This window comes from Streptomyces sp. NPDC005820 (assembly GCF_040630255.1).
GTDB lineage: Bacteria > Actinomycetota > Actinomycetes > Streptomycetales > Streptomycetaceae > Streptomyces.
In genome coordinates, this window is the sequence record NZ_JBEXXE010000006.1 from 65,837 (window position 1) to 82,495 (window position 16,659).

14 protein-coding genes are annotated in these 16,659 nt (G+C 73.2%); 9 read left to right on the forward strand and 5 right to left on the reverse strand.

Translation table 11 applies throughout. From position 1 onward, the window contains the following. Positions 1–81 precede the first annotated feature (81 nt). The 7 genes from ABZ464_RS09250 to ABZ464_RS09280 all read left to right on the forward strand — a co-directional run bounded on the left by ABZ464_RS09250 (position 82) and on the right by ABZ464_RS09280 (position 6,562). Positions 82–1,680: a glycoside hydrolase family 43 protein gene (locus ABZ464_RS09250; RefSeq protein WP_359273658.1), complete on the forward strand. Its 1,599-nt coding sequence runs from the start codon at positions 82–84 to the stop codon at positions 1,678–1,680. Further along, positions 1,677–2,483, forward strand: a complete 807-nt coding sequence (locus ABZ464_RS09255) for an alpha/beta hydrolase (RefSeq protein ID WP_359273188.1) — start codon at positions 1,677–1,679, stop codon at positions 2,481–2,483. The genes ABZ464_RS09250 and ABZ464_RS09255 overlap by 4 nt, the downstream gene beginning before the upstream one ends. Before the next feature lie 121 nt (positions 2,484–2,604). Then, a complete protein-coding gene (locus tag ABZ464_RS09260) occupies positions 2,605–3,696 on the forward strand; it encodes a GNAT family N-acetyltransferase (protein ID WP_359273191.1) in 1,092 nt (363 codons plus the stop codon). Positions 3,697–3,786: 90 nt separating this feature from the next. Next, positions 3,787–4,056 carry a hypothetical protein gene (locus ABZ464_RS09265; RefSeq protein WP_359273195.1) on the forward strand — a complete coding sequence of 90 codons (270 nt, stop codon included), beginning with the start codon at positions 3,787–3,789 and terminating at the stop codon, positions 4,054–4,056. 74 nt (positions 4,057–4,130) lie between these two features. Further along, positions 4,131–4,817, forward strand: a complete 687-nt coding sequence (locus ABZ464_RS09270; RefSeq protein WP_359273198.1) for a hypothetical protein — start codon at positions 4,131–4,133, stop codon at positions 4,815–4,817. 32 nt (positions 4,818–4,849) lie between these two features. Next, a complete protein-coding gene (locus ABZ464_RS09275) occupies positions 4,850–5,551 on the forward strand; it encodes an SMI1/KNR4 family protein (protein WP_359273201.1) in 702 nt (233 codons plus the stop codon). 261 nt (positions 5,552–5,812) lie between these two features. Then, positions 5,813–6,562 (forward strand): ferritin-like domain-containing protein, encoded by a 750-nt coding sequence (locus ABZ464_RS09280; protein ID WP_359273204.1) that lies wholly within the window; start codon positions 5,813–5,815, stop codon positions 6,560–6,562. A 209-nt stretch (positions 6,563–6,771) separates the two neighbouring features. Here the strand turns inward: ABZ464_RS09280 and ABZ464_RS09285 are convergent, their stop codons facing one another. The 5 genes from ABZ464_RS09285 to ABZ464_RS09305 form a co-directional block, all read right to left on the reverse strand. Next, entirely contained in the window at positions 6,772–8,001 is a 1,230-nt protein-coding gene (locus ABZ464_RS09285) for an extracellular solute-binding protein (protein WP_359273207.1), read from the reverse strand. After that, a complete protein-coding gene (locus ABZ464_RS09290; protein ID WP_359273210.1) occupies positions 7,998–8,960 on the reverse strand; it encodes a hypothetical protein in 963 nt (320 codons plus the stop codon). The genes ABZ464_RS09285 and ABZ464_RS09290 overlap by 4 nt, the downstream gene beginning before the upstream one ends. After that, positions 8,957–10,372 (reverse strand): vWA domain-containing protein, encoded by a 1,416-nt coding sequence (locus ABZ464_RS09295; RefSeq protein ID WP_359273213.1) that lies wholly within the window; start codon positions 10,370–10,372, stop codon positions 8,957–8,959. Before ABZ464_RS09295 ends, ABZ464_RS09290 begins: the two co-directional genes overlap by 4 nt. A 79-nt stretch (positions 10,373–10,451) precedes the next feature. Beyond that, a complete protein-coding gene (locus ABZ464_RS09300; RefSeq protein WP_359273216.1) occupies positions 10,452–12,587 on the reverse strand; it encodes a tetratricopeptide repeat protein in 2,136 nt (711 codons plus the stop codon). Between the two features lie 4 nt (positions 12,588–12,591). Then, the gene (locus ABZ464_RS09305) at positions 12,592–14,292 is read right to left on the reverse strand and encodes a serine protease (protein WP_359273219.1); all 1,701 of its coding nucleotides are present in this window, start codon (positions 14,290–14,292) and stop codon (positions 12,592–12,594) included. A 223-nt stretch (positions 14,293–14,515) separates the two neighbouring features. Between ABZ464_RS09305 and ABZ464_RS09310 the strand changes: the two genes are divergently transcribed. Together ABZ464_RS09310 and ABZ464_RS09315 are read left to right on the forward strand one after the other, a co-directional pair. Then, positions 14,516–15,856, forward strand: coding sequence for a jacalin-like lectin (locus ABZ464_RS09310; protein WP_359273222.1), 1,341 nt, complete (start codon positions 14,516–14,518; stop codon positions 15,854–15,856). Positions 15,857–15,970: 114 nt separating this feature from the next. Continuing rightward, entirely contained in the window at positions 15,971–16,627 is a 657-nt protein-coding gene (locus tag ABZ464_RS09315) for an isochorismatase family protein (protein WP_359273225.1), read from the forward strand. Positions 16,628–16,659 lie beyond the last annotated feature (32 nt).

Genomic DNA, 16,659 nt, shown 5'->3' on the forward strand with positions numbered 1-16,659 from the left:
CCGCCGCCGCGGCCTTCCCGTGTGATCACGTCGGTTTCGGCACCCTGTTCACTCTCCGATCGGAAACACCCCTTGATCCTGTTGATCCGGAATCCCGTCCTGCGCGGCTTCGAACCCGACCCGGTGATCCTGCGGGTCGGCGCCGACTTCTACCTCGCCACGTCCACGTTCGAGTGGTACCCGGGGGTACGGCTCCACCATTCCCGGGACCTGGTGAACTGGCGTGCGCTGGGCGGGGTCCTGGACAGCACCCGGCTCCTCGACCTGACCGGCGTCCCCGACTCGGGAGGCGTCTGGGCGCCCGGGCTGTCGTACGCCGACGGTCTGTTCCACCTCGTGTTCACCGTCGTGGACACCTATGCGGAGGGCTGGAAGGACCTCCCCGGCTTCGTCACCACCGCGCCCTCGATCGAGGGGCCCTGGTCCGATCCGGTCCCGCTGCACGGCCGGGGCTTCGACGTGTCGTTGTTCCACGACACCGAGGGCGACGGGCGGAGCTGGCTGCTCAACATGCGTCTCGACTGGCGCCCCGGCCGGGAGTCGTTCGCCGGGATCGAGATCCAGGAGTACGACCGCACGACCCGGTCGCTGCGCGGCGGGCCGCGGACGATCTCCGTCGGCACCGCCGCCGGGGTCGCCGAGGGCCCGCACCTCTACCGCAGGGACGGCTGGTACTACCTGGTGCACGCCGAGGGAGGCACCGGCTACGAGCACGGGGCCGCCGTCGCCCGCTCCCGCGAGCTGCTCGGACCGTACGAACCCGATCCGGCCGGGACGCTGCTGACCTCCCGGCACGACCCGGGCCTGGAGCTGCAGAAGGCCGGGCACTGTTCGCTCGTCGAGACCCCGGCCGGTGAGTGGTACGCCGCCCATATCGTCGCCCGCCCCCCTACGCCCCGGGGGCGGTGCGTGCTCGGCCGGGAGACCGCGCTGCAGCCGGTGACCTGGACCGCGGACGGCTGGCCCCGCATCGCCGGGGCCGTCCCGGCCGTCACCGTCGCGGCCCCGAGCCTCGAGCCCGCGCCGGTTCCCCGACCCCCCGCCACCGATCTCTTCGACACTCCCGTCCTCGGCCCCGACTGGTCGACCCTGCGCCGCCCCGCCGGCCCGGACTGGATCGAACCGGCGCCCGGGAGGCTGCGCCTGCACGGCGGCCAGTCACCGGTGGGCCGACGCGCTCCGAGCCTGGTCGCCCGGCGGGTGACCGCCCGTCGCTGCTCCTTGCGGACCAGCCTGGCCTTCGCGCCCCGCACCCCCGACCACCTGGCCGGACTCACCGCGTACTACAACACCCGCAACTGGCACTACCTGTACGTCACGGCGGCCGACGACGGCTCCCCCGTCCTGCGGGCGCTGAGCTGCGAGGCGGGACGGCTGATCGCACACGAGCCCGAGGTCCCGCTCGACCCCGGACGCCCGGTGGTCCTGCACGCCGACCTCGACGTGCCCGTCCTGCGCTTCTCCTACGACGCCGGGCAGGGCATGCGCACCCTGCCGGTCGAGCTCGACGCGACCGTCCTCTCCGACGAGCACGCCGACGAATTCCACGACGGCCAATTGCGCGTCCTCGGCTTCACCGGCGCCATGCTGGGGCTGTGGGCGCAGGATCTCGACGGCGCGGGCATCCACGCCGACTTCGGCCACGCCACCTACCTCGCCACCCCGGACGGCATCGCATGACCTACCTCGACCTCGGACGCATCGGCCTGTTCTGCACCGCCCTCGGGCCCGAACGGGCCACCCCGCTGCTCCTGGTGCACGGCTGGGGCGGAGACGGCCGCGAATGGTCCGCGCACGCCGAGACCCTGGCCGGCCGGTTCCGGGTGATCGTGCCCGACCTGCGCGGCCACGGCCGCTCCGAGGTGCCCGCCGAGGGCAACACCCCGGCGGAGATGGCCGACGACCTCGCCGCGCTCCTGCGCCGCGCGGACACCCCTCCGGCGATCGCCGTGGGCCACTCCATGGGCGGCCAGGTCGTCAACCTGCTGGCGGTACGGCATCCGGACCTCGTCCGCTCGGTCGTCGCCCTCGATCCGGCCCACGGCGCGCACGGCGAGGAGGTGGCGGGGATCCCGGCCCGGCTGGCGGAGTACCGGGCGCACGGGGCCCGCGCGGCGGCCGACTTCGTCGCCGGCGCCTTCTCGGCGGGCGCGCCGACGGGCCTGCGGACGGCGCACCTGCGGACCATGCTCGGCACGCCGGACCATGTCGTCGCCCAGGCGTACGCCGGCATGTACACGGACCCGGGCGCGGTCGGTGTCCGCCCCCACAGCGAGGCCTGTCTGCGCCGTCGTGGCCGGCCCGCGCTGACGGTGTGGACCTCGGCGGAGGCGGCCGCCTGGGAGCGGGGCACCCTGCGCACCCCCGGCTCCCGGGTCGAGCACTGGCCCGGCACCGGCCACTACCTCCACGAGGAACACCCCGAACGCACGATCGCCCTGATCGAGTCCTGGGCGACCGGCCCCGGGCGGGGTTCGGACTGAGCCCTGCCGTTGCCGGGGGGTGCGTCACCCGTCCCCGTGAGTCCTCGGCTGAACGTTCACATGGGCCAGTTTCCCCGTTCCGGGCTCCTGACCTGCGCGTCTCATCGACGATGGACGGGCCATGACCACCATCGCCCCGCGTATCGCCATCGTGCACCCCTGTGATCTGACCGCCGCGGACCTCGACCACTGGAACGACCTGCGGGCTGCCACCACGCCCGCCGCCAACCCGTTCATGAGTGCCCAGTTCAGCCAGGCCGTCGGCCGGGTGCGCCACGACACCCGGGTGGCGGTCCTGCGCCGCAACGGCCGTACGGTCGGCTACTTCCCGTACCAGAGAGGGCGTTGGGGCTGCGGCAGGGCTGTCGGCCTGGGCGTCTCCGACTGTCAGGGCGCCGTCCTGGACCCCGGTCTGCGGCTGGATCCGCATCACCTCATGCGCGCCTGCGCCCTGAACACCTGGGAGTTCAACCACCTCGAGAGCGGCCAGGACCTCTTCCTGCCCTACGCGACGGGCCAGTTCGCGTCCCCCGTCGTGGACCTCACCCACGGGTTCGCACACTACGAGCACCATCTGCGCGCCCAGTCCCGCCGCTTCCTGAAGACGGCACGGGCCCAGGAACGCCGGATGACCCGGAACATCGGGCCGGTCCGCTTCGTCCACGACGACCGGAGCCCGGCGGCGCTGCGCACCCTCGTCGCCTGGAAGTCCGCCCACTACCGCCGCACCGGCCGGCGCGACCCCTTCGCCCAGCCCTGGATCGCCCGGCTCGTGGACGGCCTCTTCGCGACCGACGCCGCGGACTGCTCGGGCACCCTCTCCGTGCTCTACGCGGCGGGCCGGCCCGTCGCCGCCCACTTCGGCCTGCGCTCCCGTACGGTCCTCTCCTGCTGGTTCCCCTCGTACGACCGGGCCCTCGCCCCGTACTCACCGGGCCGCATCCTCTATCTGCGCATGATCGAGGCCGCCGCCGAGTCCGGCATCCGGCTGGTGGACTTCGGCCGGGGCGAGGCCCCGTACAAGAACGCGTTCAAGACCGGCGACCTCCTGGTCCACGAAGGAGCCCTCAGAACAGGGGGCCCCGCCGCCGCCCTCCACTGGCTGCGCCACGAGCCCCGGCGCGCCGCCCATCACCTGGTGCGCACCCACCCCGCCCTCAAGAACGGGGCGGTCCGTGTCCTCAAGGCAGTGGGCACACTGCGTCACCGATGACCGGGGCACGCCCTGGGTGGGTAGAAGGCTTGCAGTGGTGCGCACATCTCGGTGAACGGGGCGTTCATGCGGCGCGGGGACATAGGGCGAGTGCGGGAGGCCAACCTCCGGCTGGGCGCCGCGGTGGCCGAAGTCGAAGGGCTCTACGCCGCGGTGCTGAGGGCGGGTACGTCCGGTCGGCGCCGACGGCTCCAGGCGGAACTGTCCCGCGCCGCCGGCCGTCTCGCCGAACTCGCGGCTCCGCCGTCGGACCCGCGGGCGCGGACCGTCGTACGGCGCTCGCGCTGGGGCCGCCGCCGCGCCCTGGCCGAACGCGGCGCCGAGCGGATCATCGCCCGCTACGGGAGGGGCACACCCTGAACGCGTTCCGCCGACGGAGTCTGGGCCGCTACAGCGCCGTTGCGTGATCCGGACGCGCCCGACCGCCCGTCGACATGGTGGCACGCGGGATCCTCAAGCCGGGCACGACGTACGACGGGAAGCCGACCCTGCAGCGCTCGGCAGGCTCTCGGAGAAGACCTGCGCCCGACGCGTCGGACACGGAGCAGCAGATCTGGTCCCTCGCGTACGACAAGAACCCCGCCGCCGTGGCCCCGCACAGCGTCACGCACCCGATTGCCCAGAACCTGTTCGCGGAAGGTTACCTGCGCGGCAGAGAAGTGTTCGTCGACTTCAAGGCACCTCGCCCCGTGTGGCCCTGGACGGTCGCCGCACTGAGCCTGCCGCTCGCCGCGCTGGTGGTGTTCCTGTTCCTGCACTGGCGCTACGGACTGGTTGCGGGGTGGACGGCGCTCGCGATGGTTGTGGTCGCCTGGGCACTTACCATGCCGGACGACGGCCACCCCGAGGCGCTGCGGCTTCCCGTGCTGACGGAGCGCGGCGAGCAGGCGGTCCGTCAGGCGCGGGCGCGTCACGCGCATCTGGACCCTGCGAAGCGGACCGAGCCGTACGCTCCCGAGGAAGCGGCGGCTGCCTACGCCGTCTTCGGCCGGGACGCGTACAACCACTTCGCCGCGCACACGCCAGGTTTCTCCGCCGCGGTCGACGAAGGCACCGGCGAACGTCGGCAGTACGAGGCCGCCGAGGAACGGCAGCGCACTTGGAACACCTTCATCGGGTGAGAGCGCCGTTGCCCTGGCCTACAGTTCGGTTCATGGGGGAGAAGACGATCTGGAGTGGGGTCCGCGAGCGGGTAGAGGCGCTGGCCCAGGTGGATGAGGCACAGCAGGTCTTCGGAGCCTGGGACCTGGCGGGGGGATCGGGTCATCACTTCCGGTTCGCGGATCCGCTGTCGGAGCCGGAGGTCGCCGAGGCGGAGGCCCGGTGGGGTGTCTCGCTGCCGGCGGAATACCGGAGCTTCCTGCTCGAGGTCGGTGCCGGCGGTGCCGGGCCGGGCTACGGGCTCAGCATCCTGCGCCGGACGGAGGCGGGATGGCTGTGGAGCAACGTGGACCGCTGCCTGCGCCACGACTACCTGCGGCTTCCGTTTCTGACGGAGGGGGAACGGTGGCAGGTTCTGGCGGAGCACGACGACAGGCAGCCACTGCAGTCCGGCTTCGACGACGAGGAGGCGTACTTCGCGGCATACAGCGCCTGGATGACCGCGGGTGACGAACTCCTCGACCAGGTCACGCGCGGTGCGTTGAAGCTCAGTCATGAGGGCTGCGGTTACTGCGGCTGGCTCGTCCTGACAGGCCCGGAGAGTGGCCGTATGTGGGCGGACGACCGCCCGGGGGGCGGTGAGTTCCGCCCCCTCGGCGAACCCCGGACGCCGGTCGGATTCGCACGCTGGTACCTCCACTGGGTTGAGGGTGCCGAGGCCGCCGCGCGTCGTCCGCTCCGTCGTCCGCGATAGGCGAAGCGTGCTGGGGAGCGCGGCTCAACGCGCCGCCTGAGCCGCGTGGTGCCGGGCCAGACCTGCCGGAGGACACCGGGGAAAGGCAGGGGCTCCGGTGCCCCCAAGCTGCCGGTCCGCAGGCAGGACGATCAGCGGGATCTCCGCCCGCCGCTTCGGGTGGCGGGTTCGGGACGGGAACTGTGCCACTCCCCCGCCGCGTCCCCACGGCCGAGGAGACCCCGCCCCGTCCAGGCGGGGCGGGGGATGGAAGAGAGCGGCATGAGCGCATCGGGATTCGCCGAATGGGCCCGTCACTTCGAGACCGAACGGGACCGCCGCGCAGCCCGGCCCGACCCACGCTGGGAGGCGGGTGCCTCACTGCCCCCGGCGGTGCGGGCGAGCATCCAGCGATTCCAAGCCGGCGAGGACGGCGACAGCTCGGCCCTGTTCGCCAAGGCGGACGCGGCGGGCGATCCGGAGTACGCGGCAGCGCTGCGGCTGTTCGTCGCCGAGGAGAAGAACCACGCGAGGCTCCTCGCTCTGCTGCTCAAGGCGGGCGGGGCGACGACGCAGGCCGGGCACTGGAGCGACACGGCATTCGCACGACTGCGTCGCGTGCCGGGGTTACAGACGGAGCTGCTGCTCCTGATGGTCGCGGAGGTGGTGGCCCTGCGCTACTACCGGGCGCTGCGTGACGGGACCGACGATCCGCTGACGTCGGAGGTCGCCGACCGCATCCTGGCAGATGAGGAGCGGCACGTCCCGTTCCACTGCGCGCGGCTGCGCGCGTCGGTCGCGGAGCTGCCGCGCGCAGCCCGGCGGCCACTGCTGGCGGGCTGGCGGGTGATGCTCCTCGGCGCGGTTCTGGTGGTGGCCGCCGACCACGGGCGGGCACTGCGCAGGCTCGGGGTCGGGCGAGGACGTTTCGTGGCGGACGTGCTGAGGTCGGGCGGTCCGGTGGTCGCGGCGATCCTCGGGACCGTCGGCTTCGAACGAGAGGATCAGCCGGGATACGGCCGACATGGATAGCAGGACTCCTACCCGGCCGATCGCTGCCGGCCAGCGGGCGGGCGCCGCCCCGCCGTCCAGGCCGGCAAGCCCGATTCATCGCCGCGCCCCCGGCTCCTCCGCAAAGGTCCCACGACCGGCGTCCGACCTGCTACGCAACCAAGATCGATCTCACGCGCGGAGTGAACCAGCACCCGGCCTCGAACACCCGCCCGGCTCTTCGGCGGGTGTCAGGTCGGGTCGGCGCAGAGCTTGGTGGCGGGGACGGGGGAGCTGCCGAGTTTCTTCTGGACGTCGTCGAGGGCGTCCAGGAGACGGGTGGGATCCTTCGACGCGTCGGTCGCGTAGTCGAGGACGGCCCGGTAGAAGGCGGCCGACACGTCCGGGGTCATCGCGTCGGCGGCGCCGAAGCACAGCGTGTGGCCGGAGCCGGGCCGGAGGAGGGCGGCTATCCGCCGCTGCACGGCGTTGCCGTAGGTGACCCGGCTGTCGGCGGAGAACGCGGCCCCTTCCCCCTGGTTCACCCAGGCCTGCTGTGCCTTCGTCCCCGCGAGGTAGGCGATGAACGTCTCGGCGCTCGGATTGTCGTCGGTGAACATGCCGACGAAGTCCGCGGAGACCTCCAGCCGACGGGTCGTGGAGTAGGTCGTGTAGTCGTAGCGCTGCCCCTTCCCGAAGCCCATGGCGGACAGCGCGCCATGGGTGAAGGAGCAGGTGCGGGGCTCCGTGGTCATTCCGGCCGCCGCCTCGCCGAAGTTCCGGACGGCCGCGGACTCGGCGCCGGTCCCGACGAGGTTCCGCCAGGTGGTCCAGGCCTCCTTCAGCGGGGCCGAGTTCCAGCGCAGCCGGCCCGAGAGCCACCGGGTGTAGGCGTCGCCGTTCCCCTGGGCGAGCAGGAGGTCGGCGATCCAGTCGGCGCCGGGCCAGCCGGAGGTGGGGCCGGACTCCAGGCCCAGGCACCACTTCCCGGACGTCCGCAGGGCGGCCGGCGACGGCCGCTCGGTCACCGTCGGGTCGAACCAGACGAGGCTCTTGACGTCCACCTTGGCGGGCACCGCGTAGACCCCGCCCCGCACCTCGGCCAGCCCCCGGAACGGCTCCAGATAGGTGCTGGTGGGGACGTGGAGCGGTTGCAGCTCCCGGTCCTTCTCCTCCGCGTCGTCGGCGTACTTGTAGATGGCTCCGACGCTCGGGAGCATGGCGAGGTCGGGCGGCGCCCCGGCCGCCACCGCGGCGTCCAGCTGCTGGGTCAGGGCCCGGGTGACCTGTACGTCCACCTGGATGCCGGTCTCGTCCTCGAACGACTCGACGACCGAGTAGAACGCCGTGAACTCGTTGCCGGACCAGGGAATCATGATCGTCACCCTGCCGTGGCCGGGTCCGCCGCCGCAGCCCGCCGCGGCGAGCAGCAGACCGAGGACCAGGACACAGCGTGCGATCCGGGCCGTCGGCGTGCTCATGAGCGCGGGAACCTGTACTCGGCGAGGCGGGGACGGTAGCCCAGGTGGGCGAGGACCCCGGCGGCCGCGAGCAGGCCCAGGGCGAGGGCCGTCGTCGCCCAGTGTCCGACCAGGGGGTCCCGGCCGAGCGCCTGGGCGTCGTGCCGGCACAGCAGGCTCGTGGTGATGCCGACGCCCGCGGTGGCCGGCAGCGCGAGGAGCAGCGACGGGCCGACGTGGCGGCGGAAGTGACGGGCGAGCACCCGGCCGGTCGCGAGGACGCAGACCAGCAGGGCGAGGGCCGGTCCGACGAGCAGGGACCAGACGTGGGCGGGGTCGAGCCAGGACGACCGGCGCTGGACGTCGAGTGCCTGGCGCTGCATCTCCTCGAGGTCCGTGAGCGAGGCCGTGAGACCGCCCGTGCCCGGGATCGGCGCGCCCGTCCCCGGCTCCTTCGCGCGGGGGGCGGTCAGCGCCTGGCGGGCGGAGGTCAGTCCGGCCAGGCCGCTGCGGGCGTAGTCGCGCACCGCCGTGTTGGCCAGCTGCACACAGGTCGTCAACTGCCCCTGGACGAACTGGAACTGGGCCCGTCCCCGGCTGCCGGCGGCGTTGCCCTCGGCCGCCGAGGTGACGAGGGAGTTCACCCGCGCGGTGTCGTTGGCGAACTCGGTTCCGGTGCCGATCAGGGTGACCTGGCCGGTGTCGGCGGCCTTCGCGAGGGCCTCGTCGGCCGCGACGACGGTCCGGCGGGCCTGGGCGATCTCCACGGCGGCGTCGGCGGTGTGCCGCGCGGCGGCCAGCTGGTCGCCGGCCCGTGTCGACACCAGCAGGAACATCAGGGCCGTGGTCAGCACCATGGCGATCGCACCGGCGCGGAACCAGCGCAGCCATCTCACCGGGTGCACGGCACGGACGCGGGTTCTCCAGCGGGTCGTCGTCCCCCGCAGGGATCCGCGGGGGACGACGGCCGGGGCGCTCACGGGGCGTCCACGGACGTACCGCCCGTCGCCGCTTCGTCGAAGAGGCCGCCGCACTCCTCGCAGAACCGCACGGCCCGGGCCGCCGTGGTCGCACCGCACCGCGGGCACGTGCGCGGGGAGGTGCCCTCGGCGGGCGGGAGGTCGGCCGCGTCGACGGGCGGGACCGTGGTCCGGGTCGACCGCAGTCCGAGGCGCTGCATCTCCCCGCGCGAGGCGTCGTGGCGCACCCGGGGCCTGCCGTCCGGGCCGGTGACCGCGACCGAGCGCAGCAACCGCAGACGCACGGTGTCCCGGAGGTCCTCGGCGAGTCCCATGGCGATGTGCAGCTCCCGGTCCGCGCGCGCGAAGTCGCCCCGCTGCTGGGCGTCGGCGCAGGCCCGCATCGCCATGCCCAGCTCGTGCTCGTTCTCGACCCGGGTGAGGTCGGCCGACGGCGGGATCCCGAACCCGGGCGTCGACCGCCGCCGTACGACCACGGCCCGGGGCTCCGAGCAGGGCACGCGGGTTCCGTCGGGCTGTTCGGCGTACAGCGTGACGCGGACGGCACGCAGGTCCTCGTCGACGGTCAGCGTCTCGGGGTCGAAGCGCAGCGACACCTGGTACTGGCGCGTCTCGGGCGGCCAGGAGCCGAGCGGGACGTGGAGCGTGCCGTCCTGGTGCGGGCGGGCCGTCAGTTCCGCCTCCACGGGACGTGTCTGGCGTACGAAGCCCAGCCGGAACCGCTGGTTGAGGCGCAGGCCGAGGTAGACGCGGGCCACGACGATGCGCTGGGCCTCGCGCATGATGCGGGTGAAGTCCTCGGTGAGGTCGGAGACGGTGACGACCGCTTCGGCGCTGCCGTGCAGGGCCTGGGTGACGCGCAGCAGCTCGGCGTAGTTCCAGTCCTCGCCGAGGCCCCGCGCGTCGCACACGAACCGGTCGGTGCACGCCCGGAGCGCGGCGTCGAGCTGCTCGGGCGTCTCGTGCTCGTCCTTGCCGTCCGTGTAGAGCACCGCGTGGCGCACGGTGCCGGGGGAGGTCGCCGAGGTGAAGAGCCGGTCGGCGCAGGTCAGCCACTGCCCGATCGCCGTGCCGCCCTCGGCGAGTTGGCCGACGATCCGGCTCTTGGCCTCCTGGCGGGCCACGGCGTCGACGGTGGCGAGGCCGCCGGTGGCCGGGTAGACCACGTCGGCCCTGTGGTTGCCCGCGACGATCCCGAGGAGGGTCCCGTCGCGCAGGGTGTCGACGGCGGCGCACATCGCGCGTTTCGCCTCGTCCAGCTTGCCGCGGCCCGCCATGGACAGCGACTTGTCCATGATGAGGATCTCGGCCGGCCGCGTCCGCGGCGGCGGCTGGGCGGCGGGGTGGGCCCTGACGGTGACGAGGGCGTCCGCGCGTGTCGCGTCGTGGGCCAGATCGGACGGAGCGTCCACGTCGACTTCGAAGCTGAGCCCTGTTAAGTGCGGCCTGTCCCCCACCGGCACCACCCGACTGTGTCCCGTGTGTAGCGGACTAGGAGCGTAGCGTGTCGGGCCTCGCGCGGAAACGGGAATGACCGGTTCGGCCGCGACGCCGTGGCCACCTCCACTCCAGCACCGGGCGCAGCCGGTTCGCCAGGTCCACCAGGGCCACGTACTCGTGCTCGGCGGAGGCGTGGGCGCCGAGTTCGCGGACCGCCTCGGACAGCCTCAGCCCGTCGTGGGTGCCGAGGAACGCGGCGTACTCGATCTCGGCGCGCAGTGCGGCGGCCACGGCGTCGTCGGCGTGGAGCCCGTCCAGCGCCGTACGGGCCCTGGCGAGGTCGCCCTCCTGCGGCCGGGCGGCCGGTGGCGGGGCGGGGACGGGGACGGTGATGAGCAGGCGTACGGCGGCGACGCGCGCCTCGCGTTCGTAGCGGAACTCCTGGGTCAGCCGCTCGGCGGCGGCCACCGCTTCCGCGCGCCGGCCGGCCAGCAGGTGCACGCGGGCCAGTCCGAAGCCCGCCGCGCCGAGCGCGGGCGTGGTGTCGAAGACCGTGCCGTAGTGGGAGCGGGCGACCTCCCGGTCGTCGAGGATCTCGGCGCACAGTCCGAGCGCGAGCTGCGGGATCAGTTCGCCGGGCAGGGCGCGGCGCACCTCGGTGAAGTGGCGGACGGCTCTGGGCACGTCCTCGCGGGCCAGCGCGAGGAGGCCGGAGTACCAGGCGTGCAGCCAGTGCCAGTCGGGCAGTCCGGAGCGGGCGAGGGCCCGGGCGGCGAGGGCCGGGTCGCCGCGGCGCAGCGCGAGCCGGCTCTCGGCCAGAGCGGTGCCGGCCGAGTCGCCGATGCGGGGATCGTCCGGATCGGAGAGCGGGGTGGGCAGGGCGGCGGCGATGTCCCGCGGGCCGGGGCAGGAGAAGGGGGCGGGCATCGCCGGCCACGCGTCGCCCGCCGTCGCGCGGACCCAGTGGGCGAGCGGCCGTGCCGCCCCCAGCCCGCCGTGCAGGGGCTCGGTCATCGGGCCGAACAGCGCCGACGGACGGGCCACCTGACGGGCGGTCGGGGGCGCCGCCACGATCTGCCGGATCACTCCGCTGAGCTGTTCGCCGAACTGCTGCGCCGAGACGAATCGCCGCTGGGGGACCGCGATGTCGGTGGCGCGCTCGATCAGCAGCATGAGCGAGTCGACCCCGGGTGCCGTCCGCTCGGACCCGTAGGGGCCGCACACCTCTTCCAGCGTCCTGCCGAGTCCGTACAGATCGAAGCCGGGGCTCGGCCCGAGGTGTTCCGGATCGCCCTCCGGGGGCGCGTACGCCTTGGTGTAGGCGACGACCGGCCCGGGCTCCTCCTGGGAGCGCACCGCGCCGAAGTCGATGAGGCGGACCCGGTCGAGGGGCCGGGCGGAGCCCGCGGATCCCTCCTCCCTGAACCGGATGATGTTCAGGGGTTTGACGTCGCAGTGCAGCAGGCCCCTGGCATGGAGGTAGTCGAGCGCCTGGAGGATGCGCAGGCCGTGTCCGAGGAGGATCTCGAGCCGGTCGCCCTCGCGGGCGCAGAAGGGGGCGCCCGGGACGTACTCGAGGACGAGGTGCGGGCCTTCCGGTTCGTAGCCGAGGATGCGGACGATGCTGTCGTGCCGGAGCCCCACGAGGATGTCCCGTTCGTGCCGGGCCGTCCTGGCCACCGACCGGTGCAGGGCCTTGAGGACGACCCGGGTCTCGAGGTTGCGGTCGTGGACGAGGTACGCCGTCCCGTACGCCCCCGAGTCGAGGAGGCGCTCGACGTCGTAGCGTCCGGCGATGGTGAGGCCCTGGGGCTGGGCGAAGTCGAAGCGGGTGCCGCAGCGGGCGCAGAATCCGGCGGTCCGGCCGGGCTCGCCGTCGTGGCCCCGGCCGACGGGGCGGGCGCACACGGGGTTCAGGCAGAAGCGGTGTTCCTCGGCGACGGGGCCCGTCGGAGCGGGCCGTTCGTCCGGGGGTTCGGGGGCGTGGTCGGCATCGATCAGGCCGAGGCCGTACCAGGGGTCGGGGCGCACCTGGGCCACGCCGACGCTGACCCCGTGCGCGGGGCCGGCCGCGGGTGCCCGGGGCACGGAGCGTCTCTGCCGGAGGGGCCGGCGGTCGCACTCCGGGCAGAATCCGTCCTCGTCGATCTCGCCCCGGCCGCAGTCGGGGCGGTTGCACAGCGGCACGGCGTCACCCTTCTTCGATCCTGCGGTCGACCTCGTCGGTGTACTGCTCGACCAGCGCGGCGGCGGCCGTGAGGTCGATCGGGACGGTCTGCAGCGCACGGGCGGCGGGGGCGTGGAGCTCGGCGAGCCGGCGGTCCTCGTCGCCGAAGAACCGTGCGGCGCGTATGCGGTGCAGTTCCAGGGCGGCGGTCAGGTCCTCATGGGTCTCGACGAGCCGCCGCAGGGCCCGGTCGTACCGGGCGACCTCGGCGCGGGCCTCCAGGGCGCGGTCGTGGACCGCGGCGAGTTCGGGGTTGGGTTCGGTGGTCCGGGCCACGGCCAGCCGGACCCGGAGCCGGGGGGCGACGCCGTGCGGCAGGCGGGGGGCGGCGAAGAACTTCTCGCCCCAGTGGGTGCGCAGCAGGGCCGCCGCGTCCTCCTCGGCGGCGAGTTGCCCGACGGCCGTCTGGACCTCCGTCGAGGTCACGCGTCGCACGGCGGATCCGCCGATCGGCGCGGGGTCGAGGGAGACGTCGTGGACGAGAGCGGCGGGCGGCCGGTCCTCGAAGCCGAGGACGAGCCGCAGTCCTCGCGAGCGGGCCCGGCGGGCGAGCGGCCCGAGCAGGTCCCGCAGGAGTGCGTCGGGGTCCGCGGCCCGGTCGACGCGGCCGACCACCAGACAGGCGGGCGGGCGGCGGCGCACGAGTTGCCGCACCGCCTCGCGGTCGTTGTCCGCGCGCAGTCCGAACCGGCCCAGCAGATAGTCGCGGACCTCGGCCACGGACCGGCCGCAGGCGTCGTAGGCCGCGTCGATGGAGCCGAGGCCGAGGACGGTGTCGTGGGGTGCGCCGGTCAGTTCGGCGTCGGACACGGTGGCCCGGGCCGCGGGGTCGGCGGTGCGGACGAGGCGCACCAGCCAGGAGGAGCCGGCGCCGACCGAGGCGTCCGTGCCGACGACGACGGTGCCGGACCAGTCGCCGACGAGCAGCCGGGTGAGTTCCTGGGTGAGGGCGAGCCGCAGCGGGTCGCCGAGGACGTCCGTGGGCAACTCGGCGCCGACGGGCCCCAGTTCGTCGGCGCGGTGGCCTTCGGTGAACTCGGCGATGCCCGGCAGGTAGGTCAGCAGGGTCTCGGTCGGCAGGATCCAGGCGGCCCTGGAGTCGCCGTTGACGTGGTCGGCGACCACGACGCCGATGACCCTCCCCCGGTGCTCGCCGTCCGCGGCCACGGCTCCGGCGCCGGAGTAGCCCGGCTCGATCCACGGGTCGCCGGTGCGGATCCGCCTCAACTGCCCCCATTCGCCGCGCCGTCCGCCGGATCCCGCCAGCTCCGCCTCCGTCCAGATGCCGTAGGGCTCGGCCACCGGGAAGCCGTACGTCCGCACCCTGCCGCCGGAGATGGGGGCCTTCCACAGGACGGTCCGGGTCCCGCAGTCGACGGGGGCGTCGAGGGCGAGCAGGGCCACATCGCCGCGCAGGGTTCCGGGCTCGTAGACCCATGTCCCCGGGACCACCCGCGCGGTGCGCGTCCACTCCGGACCGCACGCCATGCTCCTGATCCGTACGCCGTCCGCGGGGCCCTGTGGCTCGGCCCCGGCGAGTTGGACCACATGCGCGCAGGTCAGGACGTGCAGATCGTCGAGCAGCACCCCTGCGCCCCGCGGATTGCCCCGCTCGTCGTCCACCCTGACCCGCCACGGGTCATCGCTGTGGTGATGCAGCGCCATCCCTCCACAGTATGACAACTTCCGCCCCATGAGCCCGAGTTGGACCGGCTCCGCGCACAGGAGTCGGTCGGCCGCGGGCTTCGTGACGGGAACCCGAATGATCCGTGTACGCGCGGCGACTCCTCCGAAAGAGCGTGCAAACTCTGGACACGCCCGGGGTAACCAGCGGTAACTTCCGCCATATTCAAGTCCGCAACCGCTTTCCCCCCAGGAGACACACCCCATGCGCAGACTTCTCGCCTGCCTGGCGGCGACCGCCGCCGTTCTCGGTGGGCTCGCCGTGGCCGCGCCGCCGGCCGCGGCCGCCGACTCGGGCACCTTCAGCGTCCTCAGCTACAACGTGGCCGGACTGCCCGAGGCCCTCTCCAGCGCGCCGACACCCCGTCAGTCCAGCACGACCACCATCGGCGGGCGGATCGCGCCGTACGACATCGTGCATGTGCAGGAGGACTTCAACTACCACGCCTACCTGTACGCGGCCGACACCGCGCACACCTACCGCACCCCCACCAGCGGCGGCGCCGGCATCGGCAGCGGGCTCAACACGCTGTCGAAGATCTCCTACGACACGGACGACTTCGAGCGGGTGGGCTGGAACTCCTGCCAGCTGGACTCGGGCGACTGTCTCACCCCGAAGGGCTTCACCTTCATGCGGGAGCGCCTCGCCGAGGGGGTGTACGTCGACTTCTACAACGTGCACACCAACGCCGGCACCAATGAGGGTGACCTCGCCTCGCGCGCGGACAACCTGGCGCAGCTCACCTCGTTCATCTCGACCCACTCCGCCGGGAACGCGGTCGTGGTGATGGGGGACACCAACACGCGCTACACCCGCTCCGGCGACACCATCGCCGAGTTCGCCGCCGCCAACGGCCTGACCGACGCCTGGGTCCAGCTGATCCGCGGCGGCTCCGCGCCCGCCAAGGGCAGTGACGCCCTGGTCTGCGACCAGTCGGGGGCGACCGTCCCCAACACCTGCGAGGTCGTCGACAAGGTCCTGTACCGGGGCAGCAAGCTCGTCTCGCTGAACGCCACCGCGTACAACAACGAGCACGCCAAGTTCCTCACCGACGACGGGCTGATGCTCTCCGACCACGACCCGATCACCGTCGGCTTCAGCTGGGCGCGCAACTCCGCCTTCCAGCTGAGCGACCAGTTCGGCGGCCCGCACGGCGACTACTACAACGACATCGCCGGTGTGCCGGCCGGCGCCCGTGCCTCCACCATCGCCCTGCGCGCGGGTTCCCGGGTCGACCAGCTGAGCGTCACCCTGTCGAACGGCACCACCCTCGCGCACGGCGGGACCGGCGGCACGGCGTCCTCGCTGACGCTCGGCAGCGGTGAGTACGTGACCACGGCGTATCTGTGCCAGGCCGAGAAGGACGGCCACACGCGGATCTTCTACGCCAGGTTCACCACGAACCTCGGCCGCACCCTGGCCGGCGGCACCACGACCTCCGACTGCGTGACCCGCACCGCGCCCAGCGGCTGGCAGATCGCCGGGTTCCACGGGCGTTCCGGCGACGAGGTCGACAAGGTCGGATTCATCTACACCCAGCGCTGACCCGCCACGGCGGTCGCGAGTCCCTCCCCCGAGCTCCCAAGATTAGGCTAGGCTAAGCTAACAAAATCTTGGGTTCAGTTCCGTGCGGTACGCCGTCAGGGGAGGGATTCGCCCATGGGTTCGCCGACCATCGACTCCTACCCGATGCCCGACCGCTCCGCCCTCCCCCGCCCGCAGGTCCCGTGGCGGATCGATCCCGCCCGCGCCGCGCTGCTGGTCCACGACATGCAGAACCACTTCGTCGAGGCCTTCCCGGCGGGACGCTCCCCGGTGGTGGAACTCGTCGACAACATCGTGGCGTTACGGGAACTCGCGGACGCCCTGGGCATGCCGGTCGTCTTCAGCGCGGAACCGGCCGTCCAGGCGCCGGGACAGCGCGGGCTCGTCGCCGACATGTGGGGACCCGGCATCGGGGACGAGCCGGAGGCCGCCGCGATCGTCGCGCCCCTCACCCCCCGCCCGGGCGAGCACCTGGTGGCCAACCTGCGCCACAACGCCTTTCTGCGCAGCCATCTGAGCAGGCTGCTGCGTGCGAAGCGCCGGGACCAGCTGATCATCTGCGGCGTGTACGCGCACCTCGGTGTCCTGCTGACCGCCGCGGACGCCTTCATGAACGACATCCAGCCGTTCATCGTCGCCGACGCGGTGGCCGACTTCTCCGCGGAGGAACACTCGATGGCCCTTCGCTGGGTCAGGCGCAGCGGCGTCGTGTGCACCACCGCCGTCCTGCTGCGCGACCTTCTGCTGCACAGGGAACGGCGCGACGCGTGACCACACCGGGACACCGCACAGGGGAGCGACCA

What these genes read in the sequence shown, in the direction of transcription:
- ABZ464_RS09255 (WP_359273188.1), top strand. Translation starts at nt 1,677, where the DNA reads ATGACCTACCTCGACCTCGGACGCATCGGCCTGTTCTGCACCGCCCTC.
- ABZ464_RS09260 (WP_359273191.1), top strand. Translation starts at nt 2,605, where the DNA reads ATGACCACCATCGCCCCGCGTATCGCCATCGTGCACCCCTGTGATCTG.
- ABZ464_RS09270 (WP_359273198.1), top strand. Translation starts at nt 4,131, where the DNA reads ATGGTGGCACGCGGGATCCTCAAGCCGGGCACGACGTACGACGGGAAG.
- ABZ464_RS09275 (WP_359273201.1), top strand. Translation starts at nt 4,850, where the DNA reads ATGGGGGAGAAGACGATCTGGAGTGGGGTCCGCGAGCGGGTAGAGGCG.
- ABZ464_RS09280 (WP_359273204.1), top strand. Translation starts at nt 5,813, where the DNA reads ATGAGCGCATCGGGATTCGCCGAATGGGCCCGTCACTTCGAGACCGAA.
- ABZ464_RS09285 (WP_359273207.1), bottom strand. Translation starts at nt 8,001, where the DNA reads ATGAGCACGCCGACGGCCCGGATCGCACGCTGTGTCCTGGTCCTCGGT.
- ABZ464_RS09305 (WP_359273219.1), bottom strand. Translation starts at nt 14,292, where the DNA reads ATGGCGCTGCATCACCACAGCGATGACCCGTGGCGGGTCAGGGTGGAC.
- ABZ464_RS09310 (WP_359273222.1), top strand. Translation starts at nt 14,516, where the DNA reads ATGCGCAGACTTCTCGCCTGCCTGGCGGCGACCGCCGCCGTTCTCGGT.
- ABZ464_RS09315 (WP_359273225.1), top strand. Translation starts at nt 15,971, where the DNA reads ATGGGTTCGCCGACCATCGACTCCTACCCGATGCCCGACCGCTCCGCC.